We start from the raw sequence: 20,632 nt of genomic DNA, 5'->3' as shown, positions 1-20,632 counted from the left end.
CGGCCGGTAGCATGATGGAGCTACTAACTGGTACGCATCCGGAGGACTCAGCCCTCCCCGTCCCTACGGAGCCAGCGCCCATGGGCCACTACAAGTCGAATCTGCGCGACATCGAGTTCAACCTGTTCGAGGTCCTCGGCCGCGAGTCCGTGTACGGGAGCGGGCCGTTCGCCGAGATGGACGTGGAGACCGCCAAGAGCGTGCTCTCCGAGATCGCCCGCCTCTCCGAGAACGAACTGGCCGCCTCCTTCGAGGACGCGGACCGCAACCCGCCCGTCTTCGACCCGAAGACGAACACCGCACCCGTCCCGGAGTCCTTCAAGAAGAGCTACAAGGCGTACATGGACGCCGAGTGGTGGCGCCTGGGCATCCCGGAGGAGATCGGCGGCACGACGGCTCCGCGCTCCCTCCTGTGGGCCTTCGCCGAGACGATCCTCGGCGCCAACCCGGCGGTGTGGATGTACGCCTCCGGCCCGGCGTTCGCCGGTGTCCTCTTCGAGGAGGGCACCGAGGAGCAGGCCAAGATCGCCCAGTGCATGGTGAACGGCCAGTGGGGCTCCACCATGGTGCTGACCGAGCCGGACGCGGGCTCGGACGTCGGTGCGGGCCGCGCCAAGGCCGTCCGGCAGGAGGACGGCAGCTGGCACATCGAGGGCGTGAAGCGCTTCATCACCTCGGGTGAGCACGACATGTCCGAGAACATCATGCACTTCGTGCTCGCCCGCCCCGAGGGCGCCGGACCGGGCACCAAGGGCCTGTCCCTCTTCCTCGTCCCCAAGTACGACTTCGACTGGGAGACCGGCGAGCTCGGCGAGCGCAACGGCGCCTATGCCACCAACGTCGAGCACAAGATGGGCCTCAAGGCCTCCAACACCTGCGAGATGACCTTCGGCGACAAGCACCCCGCCAAGGGCTGGCTCCTGGGCGAGAAGCACGACGGCATCCGCCAGATGTTCAAGATCATCGAGTTCGCCCGCATGATGGTCGGCACGAAGGCCATCGCCACCGCCTCCACCGGCTACCTCAACGCCCTGGAATACGCCAAGGAGCGGGTCCAGGGCGCGGACCTCACCCAGTTCACCGACAAGACCGCCCCCCGCGTCACCATCACCCACCACCCCGACGTACGCCGCTCGCTCATGACGCAGAAGGCCTACGCCGAAGGCATGCGCGCCCTGGTCCTCTACACCGCCTCCGTCCAGGACGACATCCTCGTCCAGGAGGCCGCCGGCCAGGACGCCTCCGCCGCCCACCGCCTCAACGACCTGCTCCTCCCCATCGTCAAGGGCTACGGCTCCGAGCGGTCCTACGAGCAGCTCGCCCAGTCCCTGCAGACCTTCGGCGGCTCCGGCTACCTGCAGGAATACCCCATCGAGCAGTACATCCGCGACGCCAAGATCGACACCCTCTACGAGGGCACCACCGCCATCCAGGGCCAGGACTTCTTCTTCCGCAAGGTCGTCCGCGACCAGGGCCAGGCCCTCACCGCCCTCTCCGAGGAGATCAAGAAGTTCCTCGCCGACGCCGCCGGCGGCGAAGAACTGGCCACCGCCCGCGACACCCTCGCCAAGGCCGCCGCCGACCTCGAAGCCATCGTCGGCACCATGCTCACCGACCTCGCCGCCACCGAACAGGACGTGAAGTCCCTCTACAAGGTGGGCCTGAACACCACCCGGTTCCTGATGGCCTCCGGCGACGTCGTCATCGGCTACCTGCTGCTGCGCGGGGCGGCCGTCGCGGCGGAGAAGCTGCCGAGCGCCCCGGCGAAGGACACCGCCTTCTACGCGGGCAAGATCGCCGCGGCGAAGTTCTTCGCCACCAACGTCCTGCCGAACGTGGGCGTGCAGCGTGACCTGGCGGAGTCCATCGACCTGTCGCTCATGGAGCTGGACGAGGCCGCCTTCTGAGCGGTCACCGCTTCTGAAGCGAGCACGTCACAGACGTGAGCGCCACGGGCCCCACACCCGGTCGGGGGGTGTGGGGCCCGTCCGCGTCCCGCCCGGTCGGACGGGCCCTTGGACCGGGAGCCGAGCGGAGGCCCTTCGGGCGGTCCGTATCCTGGACCGTATGCACCAGCACCACGACCGGTTCGACCGTCGCCACACCGACGACCTCCTGTCCTTCCTGGCCGCCTCGCCCACCCCGTACCACGCGGTGGCGAACGCCGCCGAGCGGCTGGAGAAGGCCGGTTTCCGCGCCGTCGCCGAGGCCGAGCCGTGGGACGGCACGGCGGGGGGCCGGTACGTCGTGCGCGGCGGTGCCCTGATCGCCTGGTACGTGCCGGAGGGCGCGACGCCCGCCACCCCGTTCCGCGTCGTCGGCGCCCACACCGACTCGCCGAACCTCCGCGTCAAGCCGGAGCCCGACACCGGGGCGCACGGCTGGCGCCAGCTCGGGGTGGAGATCTACGGCGGCACCCTGCTCAACACCTGGCTGGACCGCGACCTCGGCCTCGCCGGCCGCCTCGCCCTGCGCGACGGCGGCACCCGGCTCGTCAACGCCGACCGCCCGCTGCTGCGCGTGCCGCAGCTCGCCATCCACCTGGACCGGGGCGTCAACGACGGCCTGAAGCTGGACCGGCAGCGGCACATGACGCCGGTGTGGGGCCTCGGGGAGGCCCGGGAGGGCGACCTCCTGGCCTTCCTCGCCGAGGAGACCGGGCTGGACGCGCACGACATCGTCGGCTGGGACCTGATGCTGCACAGCGTCGAGGCGCCCGCCTACCTCGGCCGGGACCGGGAACTGATCGCCGGGCCGCGCATGGACAACCTGCTCTCCGTCCACGCGGGGACGGCCGCGCTGACGGCCGCCGCCGAGGCCTCGCCGTCGTACATCCCGGTGCTCGCGGCGTTCGACCACGAGGAGAACGGGAGCCAGTCCGACACCGGCGCGGAGGGCCCGCTCCTCGGCAACGTGCTGGAACGCTCCGTCTTCGCCCGCGGCGGCGGCTACGAGGACCGGGCCCGGGCCTACGCGGAAACCGTCTGCCTGTCCTCCGACACCGGCCACGCGGTGCACCCCAACTACGCCGAGCGGCACGACCCGACCCACCACCCCCGGGCGGGCGGCGGCCCGATCCTCAAGGTCAACGTCAACCAGCGGTACGCCACCGACGCCACCGGACGCGCGGTCTTCACCGCCGCGTGCGAGCGGGCCGGGGTGCCGTGGCAGACCTTCGTGTCGAACAACGCCGTGCCCTGCGGCACGACGATCGGCCCGATCACCGCCGCCCGGCACGGCATCGCCACCGTCGACATCGGCGTGGCGATCCTGTCGATGCACTCGGCGCGGGAACTGGCCGGTGCCGACGACCCGCACTACCTGGCGGCCACGCTCGCCGCCTTCCTCGCGGGCTGAGAGCGCCCCCTCACAGCCACGCCTCGGCGCCGGGCGGTGCGCGCACCTGCTCCGTCCAGATGGTCTTGCCGCGCCGGGTGTACCGGCTGCCCCAGCGCTCGGTGAGCTGCGCGACGAGGTACAGGCCGCGCCCGCCCTCGTCCGTGGCCCGCGCCCTGCGCATACGCGGCTGCGTGCTGCTCAGGTCCGAGACCTCGCAGATCAGCGTGTCCGCACGGGTGAGCCGCAGCTCCACCGGGCCACCGCCGCCGTAGCGCACGGCGTTGGTGATCAGCTCACTCGTGACCAGCTCCGTCGTGAACGCCATGGCGTCCAGGCCCCACGCGTCGAGCTGCCCGAGCGCCAGCTCCCGCGCCTGGGGGACGGAGGCGGGATCGGGGGCGAGCGTCCACGCGGCGGTGTCCCCGGCGGCGATCGCGCGGGTGCGGGCCAGCAGCAGCGTGACGTCGTCCGACAGCGGCTCGTCCGGCAGGCTCGCCCTGAAGTGCTCCACCGTCGCCGCGAGCGGACGCCGCACCGGGTCCGTGGCGCGCAGTGCGCGGCGCAGCTCCGCCATGCCGTGGTCGATGTCGCCCCGTCCCGGCTCGATCAGGCCGTCGGTGTAGAGGGCGAGGACGCTCCCGGGCGGCACGGTGATCTCCACCGGCTCGAACGGCAGGGAGCTGACGCCCAGCGGCGGCCCCGGATGCACCTCGACGTAGTGGACGTCGCCGTCCGGGGTGACGAGCGCGGGCGGCGGGTGCCCGGCGCTGGAGAACGCGCACCGCCGCGTGACCGGGTCGTACACCGCGTACAGACAGGTGGCGCCCAGCGACTCCCGGGCCTGGTGGCGGCCCTCGTCGCTGGTCGCCACATCCAGCTGGGTGACCAGGTCGTCGAGGTGGGAGAGCAGCTCCTCCGGGTCCAGGTCGAGATCGGCGAGGGTGCGCACCGCCGTGCGCAGCCGGCCCATCGTCACGGTGGCCTGGAGGCCGTGCCCCACCACGTCCCCGACGACCAGGCCGATGCGGGCGGAGGAGAGCGGGATGACGTCGAACCAGTCGCCGCTCACCCCGCCGCCGCCCGCCCCGGCGGGCAGGTAGAGACTCGCCGTCTCCACGGCGGCGCTCGACGCCGTCGCGGGGGGCAGCAGGCTCCGCTGCAGGCTGACGGCCGCGCGGTGCTCGCGGTGGAAGCGGCGGGCGTTGTCCACGGCGAGCCCGGCCCGGGCGGCGATCTCCTCCAGCAGGGCCAGGTCCTCCCGGCCGTAGGGCGCGGAGACGCCCGTACGCCAGAGGGTGACCGTCCCGAGGAACGCGCCCCGGGCCCGCAGCGGCGCGCTGAGGGCGCTGTGCGCGCCGGGCATGTGCGGCGTCCAGTGGCGCGCTGCGGACCCGGGGGCGTCCTCGTCGGGCCCGGGGGCGTCCGGGTCGGGCAGGTCGGCCAGTACGCCACCCCCGTGGGGCTCCGGCCCGCCGCGCGGCCGCACGGTGACGCGTCCCCTCGTCGGCAGCAGGCCCGGGTCGGCACCGACGACGGCGGTGCGGGTGACGAGCAGTTCCCCGTCACGGTTCACCACCGGCTCGTCCCCCCGCAGCACCTCCTCGGCCAGCCCCACCAGGACCCGGTCCGCGAAGTCCGGCACGAGCACCCGGGCCAGGTCCTCGCAGGTGCGCGGCGCCGACAGCTCCGCCCCGAGGATCGCCGTGGCCCGGTGCAGCAGCTTCAGCCGCCTGCCCGCCTGCTCCTGCTCGGTGATGTCGGTGAAGGCGGCGGCCGTCCCCATGAGCTGCCCCCGGGGGCTCTGCAGCCGGAACCCGGACATCGACAGCAACCGTCCCTGCCGGGGGTCCTCCAGGGTGCGCACCCGCAGCGTGGCCCCGAGCACGGGCTCGCCCGTCGTCATGATCAGGTGCAGCCAGCGCTCCAGCTCCGCCGCGTCCTCGGGCTGGGCCACGGCCTTCAGCCGCAGCCCGTCCAGGTCGTCCGGCACCCCGGTGTAGGAGAGCAGGGAGAGGTTGCTGCGGACGATGCGCATCTCCGGGTCGAAGACGGCGAGCCCGATGCGCTGCTGGGTGAACAGGCCCTCCACCAGGGAGTGGCTCTGCCGCCACAGGTGGAGCAGCTCCGCCCGGGCCCCGAGGACGAGGCGGCTGCGGCGGGCGTGGGCGCGCCCCCGCGCGTCTGCCCGGTCGTGCAGCGTGAGCACCCGCAGCCCCACGGGCACCTCGCTCCCGTCCACGTGCCGCAGCGTGACCTCGCCCTCCCAGCCGGGGCGGGCACAGCGCTCCACCGGCCCCGGCCAGGCGTCCGGGTCGGCGAGCAGCTCCCGCGCGGGCCGGCCGCACGTCTGCTCGGCCGTCCATCCCAGCAGGTCGCGCGCGGTGTCCGCCCAGCTCTCCACCGTGCCGTCCTCGGCGAGCACGGCGGCGGCGAGGCCCGACACCGAGAACTGCTGCAGTGACGCACGTCCGGCACGCGACATCGCGAACACACCTCACTCGGGGCGCGACTACGCCCATGGTCCCCCACGCCTCCGGCCGCCGCACGGCGCCCGCAACCGTCCGGGCGACGGGCCGACGCCGGTCCGGCGACGGGCAGGACGCCCCGGCGGGGGCTGTGACGCGAAGGAGCCGCGCCCATGACAGTGCTGTGAAACTCGCGTACGAGAGTTACTTCCCACGGGGGAAAACGGGGGTAACGGGGAAGAGGGGCGCACCGTCAGCGGTGCGCCCCTCGGCCGTTCGCGGGCGCCCGCGCGCCACCGGCTCAGCCCGCCTCGGCCGCTCCTGCGGTGTCCAGCCCCGCCAGGACCAGCGGCAGACGCGTGGCGCCTCCCGCCCGCTGCCGCACGGGCACACCCCAGTCCTGCTGGTGCATGTGACAGGCGGGGTACTCGTTCGCGGGATCGTCGTCGCAGGACGCCGCCATCGCGGACACGTGCAGGACGCCCTCCGGCACCGCCGGGTCCAGCACCAGCTCCCGGCGCAGCGCGGTGTCCTGCCCGGCCCCCTCGACCAGCAGCTCCGGCGGCGTGGAGCTGACCAGCAGCCGGCTCGCCGGGCCGAAGCGGGTGTCGAGCTTCTGCCCGGCGGGCGGGGTGAACAGGACGTCCAGGGTCAGCGCCCCCTCCCCCACCTCCGTCGCCGCCCGCTGCGTGCGGTGGGCCACCGAGGCCACGGCGACGGCCTCCTCGGGAAGCCGCAGCCGGGTCAGCCGGTGCCGGGCCGACTCGACGACGACGATCTCCGCCCCGGCCGCAGCGTCGCCCTGCCCGCCGCCCTGCCCGCCGCCACCGGCGGGCAGCACGGCCGCCGACGGTTCCCGCAGGTCGGTGGCGAGCGTGCTCACCTCGTCCGTCGCCGGGTCGTACCGGCGCAGGGCGTGGTTGTACGTGTCGCTGACGGCCACCGAGCCGTCCGGCAGCGCCGTGACGCCCAGCGGGTGCTGGAGCAGCGCCTGCCCGGCCGGGCCGTCGCGGTGCCCGAAGTCGAACAGCCCGGCGCCGACGGCCGTGTGCACGACGCCGTCCCGGTCGAGCCAGCGCAGCGCCGAGGTCTCGGAGTCCGCGATCCACAGCCGCTCGGCGGTGGCCGCGAGGCCCGAGGGCTGGGCGAACCACGCCTCGGCGGCCGGGCCGTCGACCAGGCCCTCGTTCGTCGTCCCGGCCGCCGCCTCGACGACGCCGGCCTCGGGGTCGTACGTCCACAGCTGGTGCACCCCGGCCATGGCGATCCACAGCCGGCCGCCGAACCACGCCACGTCCCACGGCGAGGACAGCGCCACCTCCCGCGCCGGACCGCCCGTCGCCGACCCCTGCCACCACTGACCGCCCGTGCCCGCCAGCGTCCGCACCTCGCCCGTGACCAGGTCCAGGCCCCGCAGCGCGTGGTTCACCGTGTCCGCGACGACGACCTCCCCGCCCGGCAGGAGGGCGAGGCCCTGCGGCTCGCTGAACCGGGCCACGTCCGCCGGGCCGTCGACGAGCCCGCGCTCACCCGTCCCGATCCGCCGCACGACGCTCTCGCCGTCCGGCGCCAACTCGACGAGCGCGTGCCGGGTGGAGTCCGAGACGAGGAAGCCGCCGCCGGGCAGGGCCAGGGCCTTGCCCGGGAACCGCAGGTCCGTGGCGACCGGCTCCGGCGGCACGTACGGGCCCGCCCCGCGCCGCAGCGTGCCCTTCGCCCCATGCTCCGCCTCCAGCTCGGCGACGAGCGCGGCGATGGCGTGGGCGTGGCCCTCGCCGGCGTGCTGCGCCACCACGTACCCCTCGGGGTCGATGACGACCAGCGTCGGCCACGCCCGCACCGCGTACTGCTTCCACGTGGCCAGCTCCGGGTCGTCCAGCACGGGGTGCGCCACCTCGTACCGCTCGACGGCGTCCACGACCGCCTGGTGCTCGGCCTCGTGCGCGAACTTCGGCGAGTGCACTCCGACGATCACCAGGGTGTCCCGGTGCTTCTCCTCCAGCTCCCGCAACTCGTCCAGCACGTGCAGGCAGTTCACGCAGCAGAAGGTCCAGAAATCCAACAGGACGATGCGTCCGCGCAGGTCGGCGAGGGTGAGGTCCTCCCCACCGGTGTTGAGCCAACCGCCCTTCCCGACGAGCTCGGGGGCACGGACACGGGCACGGCGGGACGCGGGCGCGGGGGTGGGCGCCGGAGCAGCATCGTTCATACGCCCAGCTTGCCACCGCCCCACCCCCGCCCGGGCGGGGGCGGGCGCTACGCCGGGCAGCCCAGCGACTTCTTCGCAGCGGCCAGGAAATCGCCGTACAGCTCGTCCTTCGGCTTCAGACGGCTCTCCGCGAGTTCCTGCTTCTTTCGCTCCTCCTCGACGCCTTCCTCAGGGTCAAGGGCGGCGAAGGCCATGATCAGCAGATACTCCTGGTCGGCGCAGGTCAGTACCTCGACCGTGGCGTCCTCCTGATCGGCGTGCACCGCGGGGTCGTACTGGTCGATGAACTCCTGGCGCGAGGTCACCGCGAACGCCGCCGGTACCAGGCTCTCCTCACCTGCCAGCCCGTGCCCCACCACACAGCTCCAACTGTCCGAGGGGTCACCCACCACGGTCTGTTCCAGGGACGGCCCGTCCCCCTGCGAGCGCGTCGCGGTGAAGCCGGGCAGACCGCAGTGCTCGCCGTCCGGGAGCGGCTCCGGCGACAGCACCTCCGGAACCTCGCCGGTCAGCCGGAGGTCGTCGCTGCCGCACCCCTCGATCTCCGCCATCGTCGAGGCGTAGGACACGAGCGCCTCCGCCAGCACCGCTCGCTCAGGCTCCAGCCGGTTGTCCCAGAAAGCGTGCCGAATTCTGAGCGTCACCTGCACACGTTCGCCGTCCGAAGGAAACCTCTCCGTGCAACTCTCCGGCAACAGCACCGCGCTACGGCCCGGTTCCGTCCAACCGGGGAGACGCGATCCCAGAGGAGCGGAATCGTGGTACCAGGACGTGCTACCCGAGGCCGGTTGATAAGGACCCGCCTCCCAGGCAGTTGACGTGGTGAACGCCGCGACGTCCCCGTTCGGAAGGGCAATACCGCAGCGGGATATATCACCGCTCTCCCTTTCATCCTCTCCATAGGAGGTCCAACTGGGTTCGTAGTCAATCGGCTTTCCCATGAAAAGCAGAGAGAGGTTCTGGTGTGTCAGGTACCCCTGGCAGTGGTCGGGCTCCTGGTCATCACCGCCCGTCATCCAGTGCGCCGCACCACCGATCACGGCGCACACGGACACCAGGATGAGCACGAGCAGAGGGGCTCGCCTCCTCCACCGCCGCGAGGGCTCCTCGGGGTCGCTCATGCCCGGCCTCCGATCGAGCCATCGGTGTCACCGATGGCGAACGAATAACGTAGGGCAGCGTTCTCAAGCACGTCTACTTGAAACGATTCACTGTTCATGTCATCACGACTTAGTCCCACTTGCTCGGCACGGGCCACGAACATTCTCTCCAACCGGGGCGCTCCGTCCTCTCTGTAGTATTCGATGAGCTGCTCGGTGGTCTTGTTCGTGACTTCTTCGTTCAGATCCGCGGCATGGTGACCGGCGAGCACGTCGATGAGACGCTGCGCCGTGTCCCCGATGATCGGAATTCCCGTTACCGGGGCTCCGGCGAGGTGATATTGATACGTCTTGTTCCAGTTGTTCTGGTCGATCTCCTGGTCGCGGAGGGAGCCGAGCACGTCCGCACGGATGTTGTCGAACGCGCCCATGATCTGGCCACTCTCCCGGGCCACTTGGCCGGCCTCCTCGCCGCCCTCACGGAGCTCCTCCGCGTCCAACGCGGTGATGTCCGCGACGACCAAGGACATCTGGGAGTCGTGGATGGTACGGAACGCGGTGCCGTCCTCGGCGACCCCGCGGATGAACTGGTGCATCGCGAGGCGGTCCACCTCGACTCCGTTCGTGTCCGAGGGCAGGCTGCCGAGCCTGCCGAGGATGTCGTGGACGTCCTCGGGGTAGTAGGCGAGGGTGTTGGCGAAGTTCTGCCGCATGTTCTCGGGTATGGCGCCCTTGTCGACGGCGGATGCCTCCGCGTACTCGGTGATCACGTGCTCCAGTAGTCGGATCTCCTCCGGGCTGTGCCGCGCGAAGTCTTCCGGCGCGTCCGTGCCGGGGACACGGCCGGTCATGGCGGCTTCCAGCGCGGCACCGAAGCCGGTGCGGCTGTCCGCGTCCGCCCTGTCGTCGCCGGGCTGTTCCGAGTTCTTGGCCGGGTCGTAGGTGTCGACGACGTCCCAGTCCCGGTCGTGCGCCAGGTACTGGAAGCGGTCCTTGCCCTGCTCGCCGGCGGGGTCGAAGTAGGCGTTCGACGCCGCCGGGTCCTTGCTCATGACGCCGAGGACACCGTCGAGGGGGTCGTTCGCGAACCACCCGTTCCCGCTGTCGTCGAACGTGCCGTTCCGCTGCCGATCGCCCGCGAAGGTCCCCCGCAGGTCCCAGATGTCGGGATCGCCGCCCTGGCCCTGGTCCTCGACGGCGCGGATGTCGTCGGCGAGGTCGTGGAGGAACCGGTCGTCGTAGCCGCTGCCCTGCTGCAGGAGCGAGACGAAGCTCTGGTAGCCGCGCACGTCCTGCGCGTCCTTGGGGCCGTAGTCCGTGAAGTCGAGCCGGTACTCCTTGACGCCGACCTCCTTGAGGTCGGCGCGCCACTGCTCGTAGAACCTCTTGTCCGCCGCGGTGCCCTCGCCGTCGACGGTGGTGGCGGTGCTGACGACGTTGGCGAGGTGACTCGTCAGGTCGAGGTGGCGCTTCTTGTTCCCCGTGTCGTCGGTGTAAGCGCGTTCGGCCAACTCGTTGTGGACGCGGATGGCGCCGTCGGGGCCGCCCAGGGAGGTGAGGAGGGTCCGGCTGAACTCGGGGTCGCCCTCGTTGGCCTCCATGAAGAAGTTCAGGTCTTCGTATTCCCTGGTCGTCAACGTCTCACCGTTTTTGATCTTCTCGTAGAGATCGTCGACCTGCCGGCTGTTCACCTCCCCGATGTCGCCCGTGAGCGACGTGTCGAAGCCGTAGACCTCCCGCATGCTGCCCGGGGGCGCCATCAGGGCCTCCTTGGCGTTCTGGTCCGCCTGCCGCACTGCCTCGACCGCGTCGGTGATCTTCCGGTTCCAGGACGCCTCCAGTTCCTGGCGCGCGAGGTGGTGGTGCTGGTACGTCTTCCACTCGTCCTCGGGCAGCTTGCCGAGGTTCAAGGAACAACGTCCGTGGGCGTCGACGTCCATGCCCGCGCTCTCCGCCTCGGCCTTGACGTCGAGGACCCGCTGCCGCGACGACTTGAGTGTCGTGTAGGCGTCCTCCAGCAGCCCGCTGACGGCTCTGGCCTCATTGCGTGCGCCTGCGTACTCCTGCTGAGTGACCTGGGCCTGGTTCCGGAACGTTCCGGCTGCCTCGCCGCGCCAGGAACGCTGCTCGTCGGCCTCCACAGCGGCCTTCACGTGGTCGCGGTAGGCGTCGTGCAGTTCGCCGAACCTGTCCCCCATCCTCTTCCACGCCGTGGAGGCGTCGTGGAGGACGGACAGGTCAGCGCCGACTATCGCCTCGTAGTCCACCGGCATGAACGCGTCCGCTCCTCAGAGATCCGATATGCGGCTGTACGGGGGCGGCGAGGGCTGCCCGGCGGCCCAGGACGGCATGTGGCCCCCGGCGTGGTCGGAGATCGCGCTCTTCCCGCTGACGCCGTGGAAGGAGGAGTACGTGTCGGCCTCGTTGCTCTGGAAGAGGACACCCGTGTGGCGGAGGGCGCCGAGCTCGCGCTCCAAGCGCCCCTGCAGCCTCTTGAAGGCGGTCTCCCATTCGCCCATGCGGTGGGCGAGGCCGTCGCGGACGTCCCAGTCGGCGAGCGCGCCGGGGCTGAGGGCGACCGACGCGCCGGAGCCGCCGAAGACGACCTCGCTCTCCGAGTCGGCCATGACACCCGCCTTGTGGGTGTCGGGACCGAGGTGCTCCTCGATGTACTTCGCGGCTCTCTTCTGCTGCCCCTCCGACCACGCCAGATCGCCGGCGAACAGCTCGTCCTCGGACATGGCGGCCCCCCTCCATGATCGCGTCAAAAGCACCAGCATAGGGGGGTGTTGCGATGCGCTGGGGGGCGCTTGCGGCGCCCGCCGGGCGGGTGGGTCAGAGGACGCGGTCCTTCAGGGCGGGGAACTGCTCGCGCACGGCGGCGACGCGGTCGACGTCCAGGTCCACGGTGAGGACCTGCTCGGTCGCGTCGGGGAGTTCGCCGACCGGGTCGCCCCACGGGTCGTACACGGCGCTGCGCCCTGCCTGGGGGACGTCGGCGTGGGTGCCCGCGGTGCCGCAGGCCAGGACGTAGGCCTGGTTCTCCACGGCGCGGGCGCGGGCGAGCAGCGTCCAGTGCCCGGCACGGGCGGCGGGCCAGCCGGCGGGGACGACGAGGAGCCGGGCGCCCGCGTCGGTCAGGGCGCGGAACAGCTCGGGGAAGCGCAGGTCGTAGCAGGTGGCGAGGCCGAGGGTGGTGCCCGCCGCCCGGACGGTGACGGGCGTGGTGCCCGCCGCCATGAGGGTGGCCTCGCCCCGGTCGAAGCCGAAGCGGTGGATCTTGCGGTAGGTCGTGACGAGGTCGCCGTCGGGGCCGAAGACGAGGGAGGTGTTGTACAGGGCTCCGTCGGGGGCACGCTCGACGACGCTGCCGGCGTGCAGCCACACCCCGGCGTCCCGCGCGGCGGCCGACATCGCCTCGGCGGTGGGCCCTTCGGCGGCCGGTTCGGCGGCCGCCTCGAAGTCGCGGAAGGCGAACGCCCCGACGGTCCACAGCTCGGGGAGGACGACGAGGTCGGCGCCCTCCTGCGCGCGGACGAGCGAAGCGGCTTTCGTCCGGCGGGCGTTGACCGAGTCGTCCTGATCGACACCGAATTGGATCAGCGAAGTGCGCACGGTCTCCTCGTCCCTGGGTCGTAGGTCCACGCCGGGCGCCGAGCCGCGCCTCGAAGCGCCTACGATCGTCACCCAAAAGCGGTGCCCGGGTGCCCGCCCGCAGACTAACTTGAAGGGCATCCGCCCGCGAACAGATCCGTACCGTTGCCACGAGGGGCCCCGTGACCGAGCACCCGAGCCTTCAACCCTACGTCGACGCCTGGACTCACTCCGTCGAAGCGATATCCGAGCTGGTGCAGCCGCTGGTCGAGGGCGAGTGGAACCGCGCCACGGCTGTTCCCGGGTGGTCGGTGCGGGACGTCGTCTCGCACGTGATCGGCCTGGAGTGCGAGCTGCTGGGCGATCCGCGCCCGATCCACACGCTGCCGCGCGACCTCTACCACGTCACGGACGAGACGAGCCGCCGCATGGAGGTGCAGGTCGACGTCCGGCGGCACCACACCGGCCCGGAGATGACCAGCGAACTGGAGTACACGATCATCCGCCGTTCCCGGCAGCTGCGGAACGAGAAGCGCGGGCCGGAGGCCACACTGCGGCATCCGCTGGGGCACGACGTCACGATGCTGGACCTGCTGCGGGAGCGTGCGTTCGACGTGTGGGCGCACGAGCAGGACCTGCGGCGTGCGCTGGGCAAGCCGGGCAACCTGGACGCGCCGGGGGCCCACGTGGCACGGGACGTGTTCATCGCGGCGCTGCCCGCCGTGGTCGCGGAGCGGGGGTCGGCCCCGGCGAACTCGGCCGTCGTGTTCGACGTCAGCGGACCGGTGGAGTTCATGCGCACGGTGCGGGTGGACAAGGAGGGCAGGGCCACGGTCAACGGGAGCCCCTCCCTCGGCCCGGCGGTGACGTTCGCCCTGGACTGGGAGACCTACGTGCGGCTGGCCTGCGGCCGGGTGCGCCCGCAGGCGGTGGCGGACCGCGTGAAGGTCGAGGGGGACCAGCGGCTCGCCGAGGCGATCCTGGCCCACTTCGCCGTGACGGCCTGACGGTCGTCCCGGCGGCCCGACCCGGCGGCCCGACCCGGCGGCGCGGTCACGTCTGCGCGGGGACGTGGACGGCCTCGACGCGGCTCGCGACGATCCGTTCGCGTTCCCTGCGGTGCGCCCGTCCGCGCAGCCGCAGGATCTGGCTGACGCCGAGCGCCTGCAGGAGGAAGACGGCGGAGAAGGCGACGCGGAAGTTGTCGCCGGTGAGGTCGAGCAGGACGCCGACGGCCAGCAGCATCGTCATGGAGGCGGTGAAGCCGCCCATGTTGACGATGCCGGAGGCCGTGCCCTGGCGCTCGGGCGGGTTCGCGGGGCGGGCGAAGTCGAAGCCGATCATGGACCCCGGCCCGCAGGCCCCGAGGACCAGGCAGAGCACGACCAGGGCCCACAGCGGGGTGCGTCCGGGCCAGTACAGGACGGCCGCCCACATCAGCGCGGTGGCGGCGACGGTGCCGAGGACGAGCGGCGCCCGGGCCCGGTGGTGCCGGGCGATGGTCTGCCCGTAGACGAGCCCGACGGCCATGTTGGACAGCACGACGAGGGTGAGGAGCGTGCTCGCGCCCTCCATGCTCAGGTCCTGCGCGCGCACGAGGAAGGGCAGGCCCCACAGCAGCAGGAACACCATGGCGGGGAACTGCGTGGTGAAGTGGACCCACATGCCGAGCCGGGTGCCCGGCTCGGCCCAGGCGGCGGAGATCTGGCGGCGGACGTAGCCGGGTCCGTCGTGGCGTGCGACGTCGCTGCGGTACCCGGCCGGCTGGTCCTTGAGGAAGCCGAGCACGAGCAGCAGGCCGAGGAGTCCGGCGACGGCGCTCCCGGCGAACGTCGGCGTCCAGCCGAAGCCCGCGAGGACGCGGGCGAGGACGAGGGTGGTGATGAGGTTCCCGGCCATGCCGATGAGGCCCGCGAGCTGCGCGACGAGGGGGCCGCGCCGGGCGGGGAACCAGCGGGCGCCCAGGCGCAGCACGCTGATGAACGTCATGGCGTCGCCGCAGCCGAGGAGGGCGCGGCAGGCGAGGGCGACGGGGTAGGAGTCGGCCAGCGCGAAGCCGAACTGCCCGGTGGTGAACAGGACGATGCCGAGGGAGAGCACCTTGCGGGTGCCCCAGCGGTCCACGAGCAGGCCGACGGGTATCTGCATGCCGGCGTAGACGAGCAGCTGGAGCAGGGAGAACGTGGACAGCGCGGAGGCGTTGACGTCGAACCGTTCGGCGGCCTCGATGCCCGCGACGCCGAGGCTCGTGCGGTAGGTGACGGCGATGAAGTAGACGGCGACGCCGATGCTCCACATGGCGACGGCGCGGCGCCCGCCCGGTGGGTCACCGGGCAGCCGCAGCGCGGCGGCCCCGCCCGTCATCGCACATCGCCCCGCAGCAGGGCGCGCACGGAGCCGACGTGCCGGTGCACGGCGGCGACGGCGGCGTCGGCGTCCCCGGCGCGGAGGGCGTCGAGGATCTCACCGTGCTCGGCGATGTTCTGTGCGATGCGGCCGGGGTGGGCGTGCATCACGGCGACGCCCATGCGCAGTTGGCGGTCCCGGAGCTGGTCGTAGAGGCGGGTGAGGATCTCGTTGCCGGTGCTGCGGACGAGGGCGGCGTGGAAGCACCGGTCGACGCGGGCGACCTGCGCGAGGTCCCCGGCCTCGGCCAGCTCCCGCTGCCGGTCCAGCAGTTCCGCCAGTTCCGCGATGAGCGCGGGGCCCGCGGGCCGTCGGGCGGCGTGCTCCTCGACGAGCAGCCGGGTCTCCACGACGTCGCCGATCTCCTGGACGGAGACGGGCAGCACGAGGGCGCCCTTCTTCGGGTAGAGCCGCAGCAGCCCTTCGGCCTCCAAGCGGAGCAGCGCCTCGCGCACGGGCGTACGGGAGACGCCGACGGCGTCGGCCAGCTCCCCTTCGGTCAGCAGCATGCCGCCCTCGTACCGGCGGTCCAGGACGGCCTCTTTGACGTGGGCGTAGACGCGCTCGGCGGCGGGCGGCCGCTTGTCCGGGGTCGTGGACACGGTGGCGGACGCGGTCGTGGACGCGACGGTGGACACGGCGGCGGTGACCCTGGGGGACGGCATGCGCACACCATAGATACAACAGTGTCCCGAGCGGACCCGATTTCACGATGCGGACCTCTCGGGCCTTCGCGGAAGGGCGCCGACGCGACCGGCCCCCGGCGCGGGGTGCGCGCCGGGGGCCGGTCGGACGGTACGGGGGCCGCTGCGGGATGCGGAGGCCGAAGGGGGCGGTCAGCCCTCCTTGCCGGTGGAGACGACGAGGGAGACCTTGTCCTCCTCCGGGTCGAACGGCTGGTACGCCTCGGGCTCCTGCTCAAGGACGGTGTTCTTGCCGTAGATGGCCTCGTCCTCGTAGGAGATGTCCGTGTCGAGGCGCCAGCCGGCCTCGCGGATGCAGTCCTTGACGGAGTCGATGTGGTGGAAGGTGAGGTCCGGCATGGAGACCGGGGCGTTCTCCCCCTCCTCCTCGTCCAGCGAGTAGTCGTACGCCTCGGTGCACGTCTCGGAGTCGATCTTCCGGGACGGGTCCTCGTCCTTGAACGCCGGTTCGTCGTCCTCGGGCTCCGGCTCGGGCTCGGGCTCGGGCTCCGGCTCGGGGGCGTCCTTCGTCGGCTCGCCGCCGGGGGGCTGCGGGGCTGCGGTGGGGGACTCCTTGGCCACCGGCTCCTTGTCGTCACCGGCGAGCGAGCCGATGACGACCAGGCCGATGATGACCACGAGGGCCGTCACGGCGGCGACGGCCACGATCATCACCCCGCGGTTGCCGCCCCCGTTGCCGCCGCCGGTGGTCGGCGCGCCGGGGCCGCCCGGGCCGACGGGGCCGCCCGGCTGCATCGTGTACGCGGGCGTCGGGTAGCCCTGCTGGTGCGTGGGCGGCGGCGGGGTGGAGGGCCCGAAGCCCTGCTGCGGCGGGTAGGCGTAGCCGCCCTGGGGCATCGGCGTCGTGCTGGGGGGCGGCGGGGTGCCCGTCGCGCTGACGGGCGGGAAGACGGACTGTTCGACGCCCGCGCCGCTGTGCTGCGCGGGCCCGCCGGTGACGATGGCCGGGCTCACGCCGGTCGTCGCGCCGGAGCCGCTGATGCGCAGGGCCTCCGCGCGCATGGCCTCGGCCGTGGGGAACCGCTCGTTCGGGTTCTTGCGCAGCGCGCGGGCGACGAGCGCGTCCACCGCCGGGGGCAGGGCCCGGTTGATGGAGGACGGCGGGACCGGCTCCTCCTGGACGTGCGCGTAGGCGATGGCCAGCGGCGAGTCGGCGTCGAACGGCAGCCGTCCGGTCAGCAGCTCGAAGAGCATGATGCCGGTGGTGTAGAGGTCGGAGCGGGCGTCCACGCCGCGCCCGAGCGCCTGCTCGGGCGAGAGGTACTGGGGGGTGCCGACGACCATGCCGGTCTGCGTCATCGACGTGACGCCGGACTGCATCGCACGGGCGATGCCGAAGTCCATGACCTTGACGACCCCGCGCCGGGTCAGCATGACGTTGCCCGGCTTGATGTCCCGGTGGACGAGGCCGAGCTCGTGGCTGGCGTCCAGGGCGGCGAGCACGTCGGCCGTGACCTTCAGCGCCTTCTCGGGGGGCATCGCGCCGTGCTGGCGGATGTCGTCGTCCAGCTCGTTGCGCAGGGGCTTGCCGTCGACGTACTCCATGACGATGTACGGCACGAGGGCGCCGTCGATCGTGTCCTCACCGGAGTCGAAGACCGAAACGATGTTGGTGTGCGTCAACTTGGCGACGGACTGCGCCTCGCGCCGGAAGCGCTCGCGGAACGCCGCCTCCCGGCCGAGCTCCGAGTGGAGGGTCTTCACCGCGACCTGGCGGTCCAGCACACTGTCGTAGGCGAGGTGTACGGAGGCCATGCCGCCCGCGCCCAGCAGCTCCCGCAGTTGGTAGCGCCCGTTGCCGACGGTGCGGCCCTCGAAGTTCCCCGGCTGCCCGCCGCCGACGTCGGTCATGTGGCTGCTCCCCCTTGGCGCCGCAGCCCTGGACGGGGCCAGTCTCTGCGCATGTACGGTTGCTCCTGCTGCTCGGGACCACTCCCGAATCCCAGCCAAGTCTGCCCTAGGGGTGCGACGAGTCAAGCCGCGTGCCCGTTCCGTGACCCGTTGCACGGATGGTCGGGGCACCGGCCGGGTAGCAGGGGGTGAACCCCGCTCCCGGTGGACGCAACTTGCCAGCCTCAACCCCGAGCGGATTGGATGGCCCTTCCATCCCCCCACACGCGCGCCCGCGCCCTGCGGGTTCCAGACACGGCGAGGACTGATGGGACAGACGCAATCCCCGGGAGGCCCCGAAGGCCCCGACGAGGCCACGGGCGGAGCGTCCGACCCTCCTTCCGGGACGTCCGGTTCCGCCGGGTCCACCGGCTCCTCGGGCTCCTCCGGTACCGAGATGTGGGGGAGGAACGGCCTGGTCGGTGACGGTCGCTACCGGCTGCTGCGCCGCATCGGACGCGGCGGCATGGCGGAGGTCTTCGCCGCCGAGGACGTCCGCCTCGGCCGCACGGTCGCCGTCAAGCTGCTGCACAGCGACCTCGCCGAGGACCCGGTCTCCAAGGCCCGCTTCACCCGCGAGGCGCAGTCCGTCGCGGGGCTCAACCACCACGCCGTCGTCGCCGTGTACGACTCCGGCGAGGACACGATCGACGGCAACACCGTGCCGTACATCGTCATGGAGCTGGTCGAGGGCCGCACGATCCGCGACCTCCTCCTCACCGCCGAGGCGCCCCCACCGGACCAGGCGATGATCATCGTCTCCGGCGTCCTGGAGGCGTTGGCCTACAGCCACCAGCACGGCATCGTGCACCGCGACATCAAGCCGGCCAACGTCATCATCACCGACACCGGCGCGGTGAAGGTGATGGACTTCGGCATCGCCCGCGCGCTGCACGGCGCGTCCCAGACGATGACGCAGACCGGCATGGTCATGGGCACGCCGCAGTACCTGTCACCCGAACAGGCGCTCGGCAAGACCGTCGACGCCCGGTCCGACCTGTACGCCACCGGCTGCCTGCTCTACGAGCTGCTCACCCGGCGCCCGCCCTTCACCGGCGAGACGCCCCTCTCGGTCGTCTACCAGCACGTGCAGGACGAGCCCGTGCGGCCGTCCGAGGCGGCCGACGGGGTCCCGCCGGAGCTGGACGGCCTCGTCATGCGCTCCCTCGCGAAGGACCCGGACGACCGGTTCCAGTCGGCGGAGGAGATGCGCGGGCTCATCCAGTACGCCCTGCGGCAGTTCCAGGACCAGGGCGGCCACACGGGCGGCCTGTGGAACACCGGCCCGGTGACGACGACCGGCGCCACCCCGGCGATGGGCATGGCCGCCGCGGGGGCCGCCGGCGGTTACGGCTACGGCAACGACGCGCTGGGCCAGACGCGCGGCCAGCCGGCCCCGCCGATGCTGCTGGGCCGCCCGGACCGTGACGACGGCGGCTTCGAGGGCGCTCCCCGCGAGGGCGGCCGGGGCGGTGGCCTGAAGTACGCGCTGATCTCCTTCTTCGCGGTGCTGGCGGTGGCCGCCGGGGTGCTCTTCGCCTTCCAGAACGCCGGGAGTGAGGACCCGGCGGCCCCGGGCCCGGGTGAGACGTCCCAGTCCCCGACCGACGAGGAGTCGACGCCCGAGGAGGAGCCGGAGGAGACGCCGGAGGACGACCCGACGCAGGACGACAGCGGCAACGGCGGCGTCGACACCCCGCCCACGGACACGTGGGAGCCGCCGACGGACGAACCGTCGGAGCCCTCCGAGGAGCCGACGGACGGCACCAGCGAGGGCACCGGCAGCGGCTCCCCGGACGGTGGCGCCGACGGCGGCGGTGGGGACGGCGGTGCCGATGGTGGCGCTGACGGCGGGGCCGACGGCGGGGCCGACGGCGGCGCGGACGGGGGCGCGGACGGGGGTGCGGACGGCGGGGCCGACGGCGGCGCGGACGGCGGCGCCGACGGCGGCGCCGATGGCGGTGCCGACGGCGGAGCTGACGGCGGTACTGCGGACGGCGGAGGCGGTGCCGCAGCGGACGGCGGCGGCTCCGGCGAGGCGGGCGCCGGCGGCCTGTAGAGCGCCCCGGTCCGGGCGCCGGCTGCGGCCGGTGCTCGGGCTCAGGCCGGGTGGGGACGGTCGGCCTCGGCGCGCAGGCGGGCCACGTACGCGGCGGCCTGCGCCCGCCGTGCCATGCCCAGCTTGCCGAGCAGGGCCGACACGTAGTTCTTGACGGTCTTCTCCGCGAGGTGCAGCCGGTCGCCGATGGCCCGGTTGGTGAGGCCCTCGCCGATGAGGTCGAGGATGCGCCGCTCCTGTTCGGTCAGTGCCGCCAGGCGCGGATCGCCGCCCGGCCCGGACGGGGCGCCGCGCAGCCGGTCGAGCACCCGGGCGGTGGCGACGGGGTCCAGGAGGGAGCGTCCGGCGGCGACGTCCCGGACGGCGGCGACCAGGTCCGTCCCCCGAATGGCCTTGAGGACGTATCCGGCCGCGCCGGCCATGATCGCGTTGAAGAGGGCCTCGTCGTCGGCGTACGAGGTCAGCATGAGGCAGGCGACCCCGTCCGTACGGGAGCGGATCTCGCGGCAGACCTCGACGCCGTTGCCGTCGGGCAGCCGGACGTCCAGCACGGCGACGTCCGGTCGGCTGGCGGGGACGCGCGCGAGCGCCTCGGCGGCGGTGGCCGCCTCGCCGACGACCACGAGGTCGGGCTCAGCGTCCAGCAGCTCGCGCAGCCCACGTCGGACGATCTCGTGGTCGTCGAGGAGAAACACCCTGACCTGTCCACTTTCGGGCACAATGCCAGTCTCACATATTGACCCCCCGCTTGCTCTTCCCGTGGCCGCCGCCTCCGGGTTAACGTGCGTTAGTCCTTCGAGGCTGCAAGGCTGTGACCTGTGGTGTTCCCGGCTGCTGTGATCCCGACCGCGATGTACTTGGATTTC

Annotated in this window: 14 protein-coding genes; 4 read left to right on the top strand and 10 right to left on the bottom strand. The window is 72.5% G+C overall.

Translation table 11 applies throughout. The features are described from left to right. Window positions 1-80: 80 nt before the first annotated feature. Both V6D49_RS13415 and V6D49_RS13410 read left to right on the top strand, forming a co-directional pair. The gene (locus V6D49_RS13415; RefSeq protein WP_340559812.1) at window positions 81-1,907 is read left to right on the top strand and encodes an acyl-CoA dehydrogenase; all 1,827 of its coding nucleotides are present in this window, start codon (window positions 81-83) and stop codon (window positions 1,905-1,907) included. Between the two features lie 160 nt (window positions 1,908-2,067). Next, a complete protein-coding gene (locus V6D49_RS13410; RefSeq protein WP_340559810.1) occupies window positions 2,068-3,357 on the top strand; it encodes a M18 family aminopeptidase in 1,290 nt (429 codons plus the stop codon). A 10-nt stretch (window positions 3,358-3,367) separates the two neighbouring features. Here the strand turns inward: V6D49_RS13410 and V6D49_RS13405 are convergent, their stop codons facing one another. From V6D49_RS13405 to V6D49_RS13380, 6 genes are all read right to left on the bottom strand, one after another. Then, complete coding sequence (locus V6D49_RS13405; protein WP_340559808.1) at window positions 3,368-5,821, bottom strand: SpoIIE family protein phosphatase; 2,454 nt, start codon at window positions 5,819-5,821, stop codon at window positions 3,368-3,370. A 284-nt stretch (window positions 5,822-6,105) separates the two neighbouring features. Further along, the gene (locus tag V6D49_RS13400; protein WP_340559807.1) at window positions 6,106-8,013 is read right to left on the bottom strand and encodes an NHL domain-containing thioredoxin family protein; all 1,908 of its coding nucleotides are present in this window, start codon (window positions 8,011-8,013) and stop codon (window positions 6,106-6,108) included. 47 nt (window positions 8,014-8,060) lie between these two features. After that, window positions 8,061-8,657 carry a hypothetical protein gene (locus V6D49_RS13395; RefSeq protein WP_340559804.1) on the bottom strand — a complete coding sequence of 199 codons (597 nt, stop codon included), beginning with the start codon at window positions 8,655-8,657 and terminating at the stop codon, window positions 8,061-8,063. Window positions 8,658-9,130: 473 nt separating this feature from the next. Beyond that, window positions 9,131-11,386, bottom strand: coding sequence for a DUF6571 family protein (locus V6D49_RS13390; RefSeq protein ID WP_340559803.1), 2,256 nt, complete (start codon window positions 11,384-11,386; stop codon window positions 9,131-9,133). A gap of 15 nt (window positions 11,387-11,401) precedes the next feature. Continuing rightward, window positions 11,402-11,854, bottom strand: a complete 453-nt coding sequence (locus tag V6D49_RS13385; protein ID WP_340559802.1) for a hypothetical protein — start codon at window positions 11,852-11,854, stop codon at window positions 11,402-11,404. A 94-nt stretch (window positions 11,855-11,948) separates the two neighbouring features. Then, window positions 11,949-12,728 carry a carbon-nitrogen family hydrolase gene (locus V6D49_RS13380; RefSeq protein WP_340559800.1) on the bottom strand — a complete coding sequence of 260 codons (780 nt, stop codon included), beginning with the start codon at window positions 12,726-12,728 and terminating at the stop codon, window positions 11,949-11,951. A 161-nt stretch (window positions 12,729-12,889) separates the two neighbouring features. Here V6D49_RS13380 and V6D49_RS13375 point away from each other — a divergent pair, with 161 nt between their 5' ends. Next, complete coding sequence (locus V6D49_RS13375) at window positions 12,890-13,714, top strand: maleylpyruvate isomerase family mycothiol-dependent enzyme (protein ID WP_340559798.1); 825 nt, start codon at window positions 12,890-12,892, stop codon at window positions 13,712-13,714. 46 nt (window positions 13,715-13,760) lie between these two features. Here the strand turns inward: V6D49_RS13375 and V6D49_RS13370 are convergent, their stop codons facing one another. The 3 genes from V6D49_RS13370 to V6D49_RS13360 form a co-directional block, all read right to left on the bottom strand. After that, entirely contained in the window at window positions 13,761-15,071 is a 1,311-nt protein-coding gene (locus tag V6D49_RS13370) for an MFS transporter (protein ID WP_340559796.1), read from the bottom strand. After that, on the bottom strand, window positions 15,068-15,778 hold the full coding sequence (locus V6D49_RS13365; RefSeq protein WP_340559794.1) for a GntR family transcriptional regulator: 711 nt from the start codon (window positions 15,776-15,778) through the stop codon (window positions 15,068-15,070). Before V6D49_RS13365 ends, V6D49_RS13370 begins: the two co-directional genes overlap by 4 nt. A gap of 171 nt (window positions 15,779-15,949) precedes the next feature. Beyond that, complete coding sequence (locus V6D49_RS13360) at window positions 15,950-17,668, bottom strand: Stk1 family PASTA domain-containing Ser/Thr kinase (RefSeq protein ID WP_340559792.1); 1,719 nt, start codon at window positions 17,666-17,668, stop codon at window positions 15,950-15,952. A 307-nt stretch (window positions 17,669-17,975) separates the two neighbouring features. Here V6D49_RS13360 and V6D49_RS13355 point away from each other — a divergent pair, with 307 nt between their 5' ends. After that, window positions 17,976-19,766: a protein kinase domain-containing protein gene (locus V6D49_RS13355; RefSeq protein ID WP_445330520.1), complete on the top strand. Its 1,791-nt coding sequence runs from the start codon at window positions 17,976-17,978 to the stop codon at window positions 19,764-19,766. 41 nt (window positions 19,767-19,807) lie between these two features. On the opposite strand, the gene V6D49_RS13350 is transcribed toward V6D49_RS13355, so the two are convergent. After that, complete coding sequence (locus V6D49_RS13350; RefSeq protein WP_340559790.1) at window positions 19,808-20,485, bottom strand: response regulator transcription factor; 678 nt, start codon at window positions 20,483-20,485, stop codon at window positions 19,808-19,810. Between the last annotated feature and the right edge of the window lie 147 nt (window positions 20,486-20,632).

Source organism: Streptomyces sp. GSL17-111 (assembly GCF_037911585.1).
In the GTDB taxonomy this organism is placed as follows: domain Bacteria; phylum Actinomycetota; class Actinomycetes; order Streptomycetales; family Streptomycetaceae; genus Streptomyces.
This window is presented reverse-complemented; position numbering and strand designations above follow the sequence as displayed.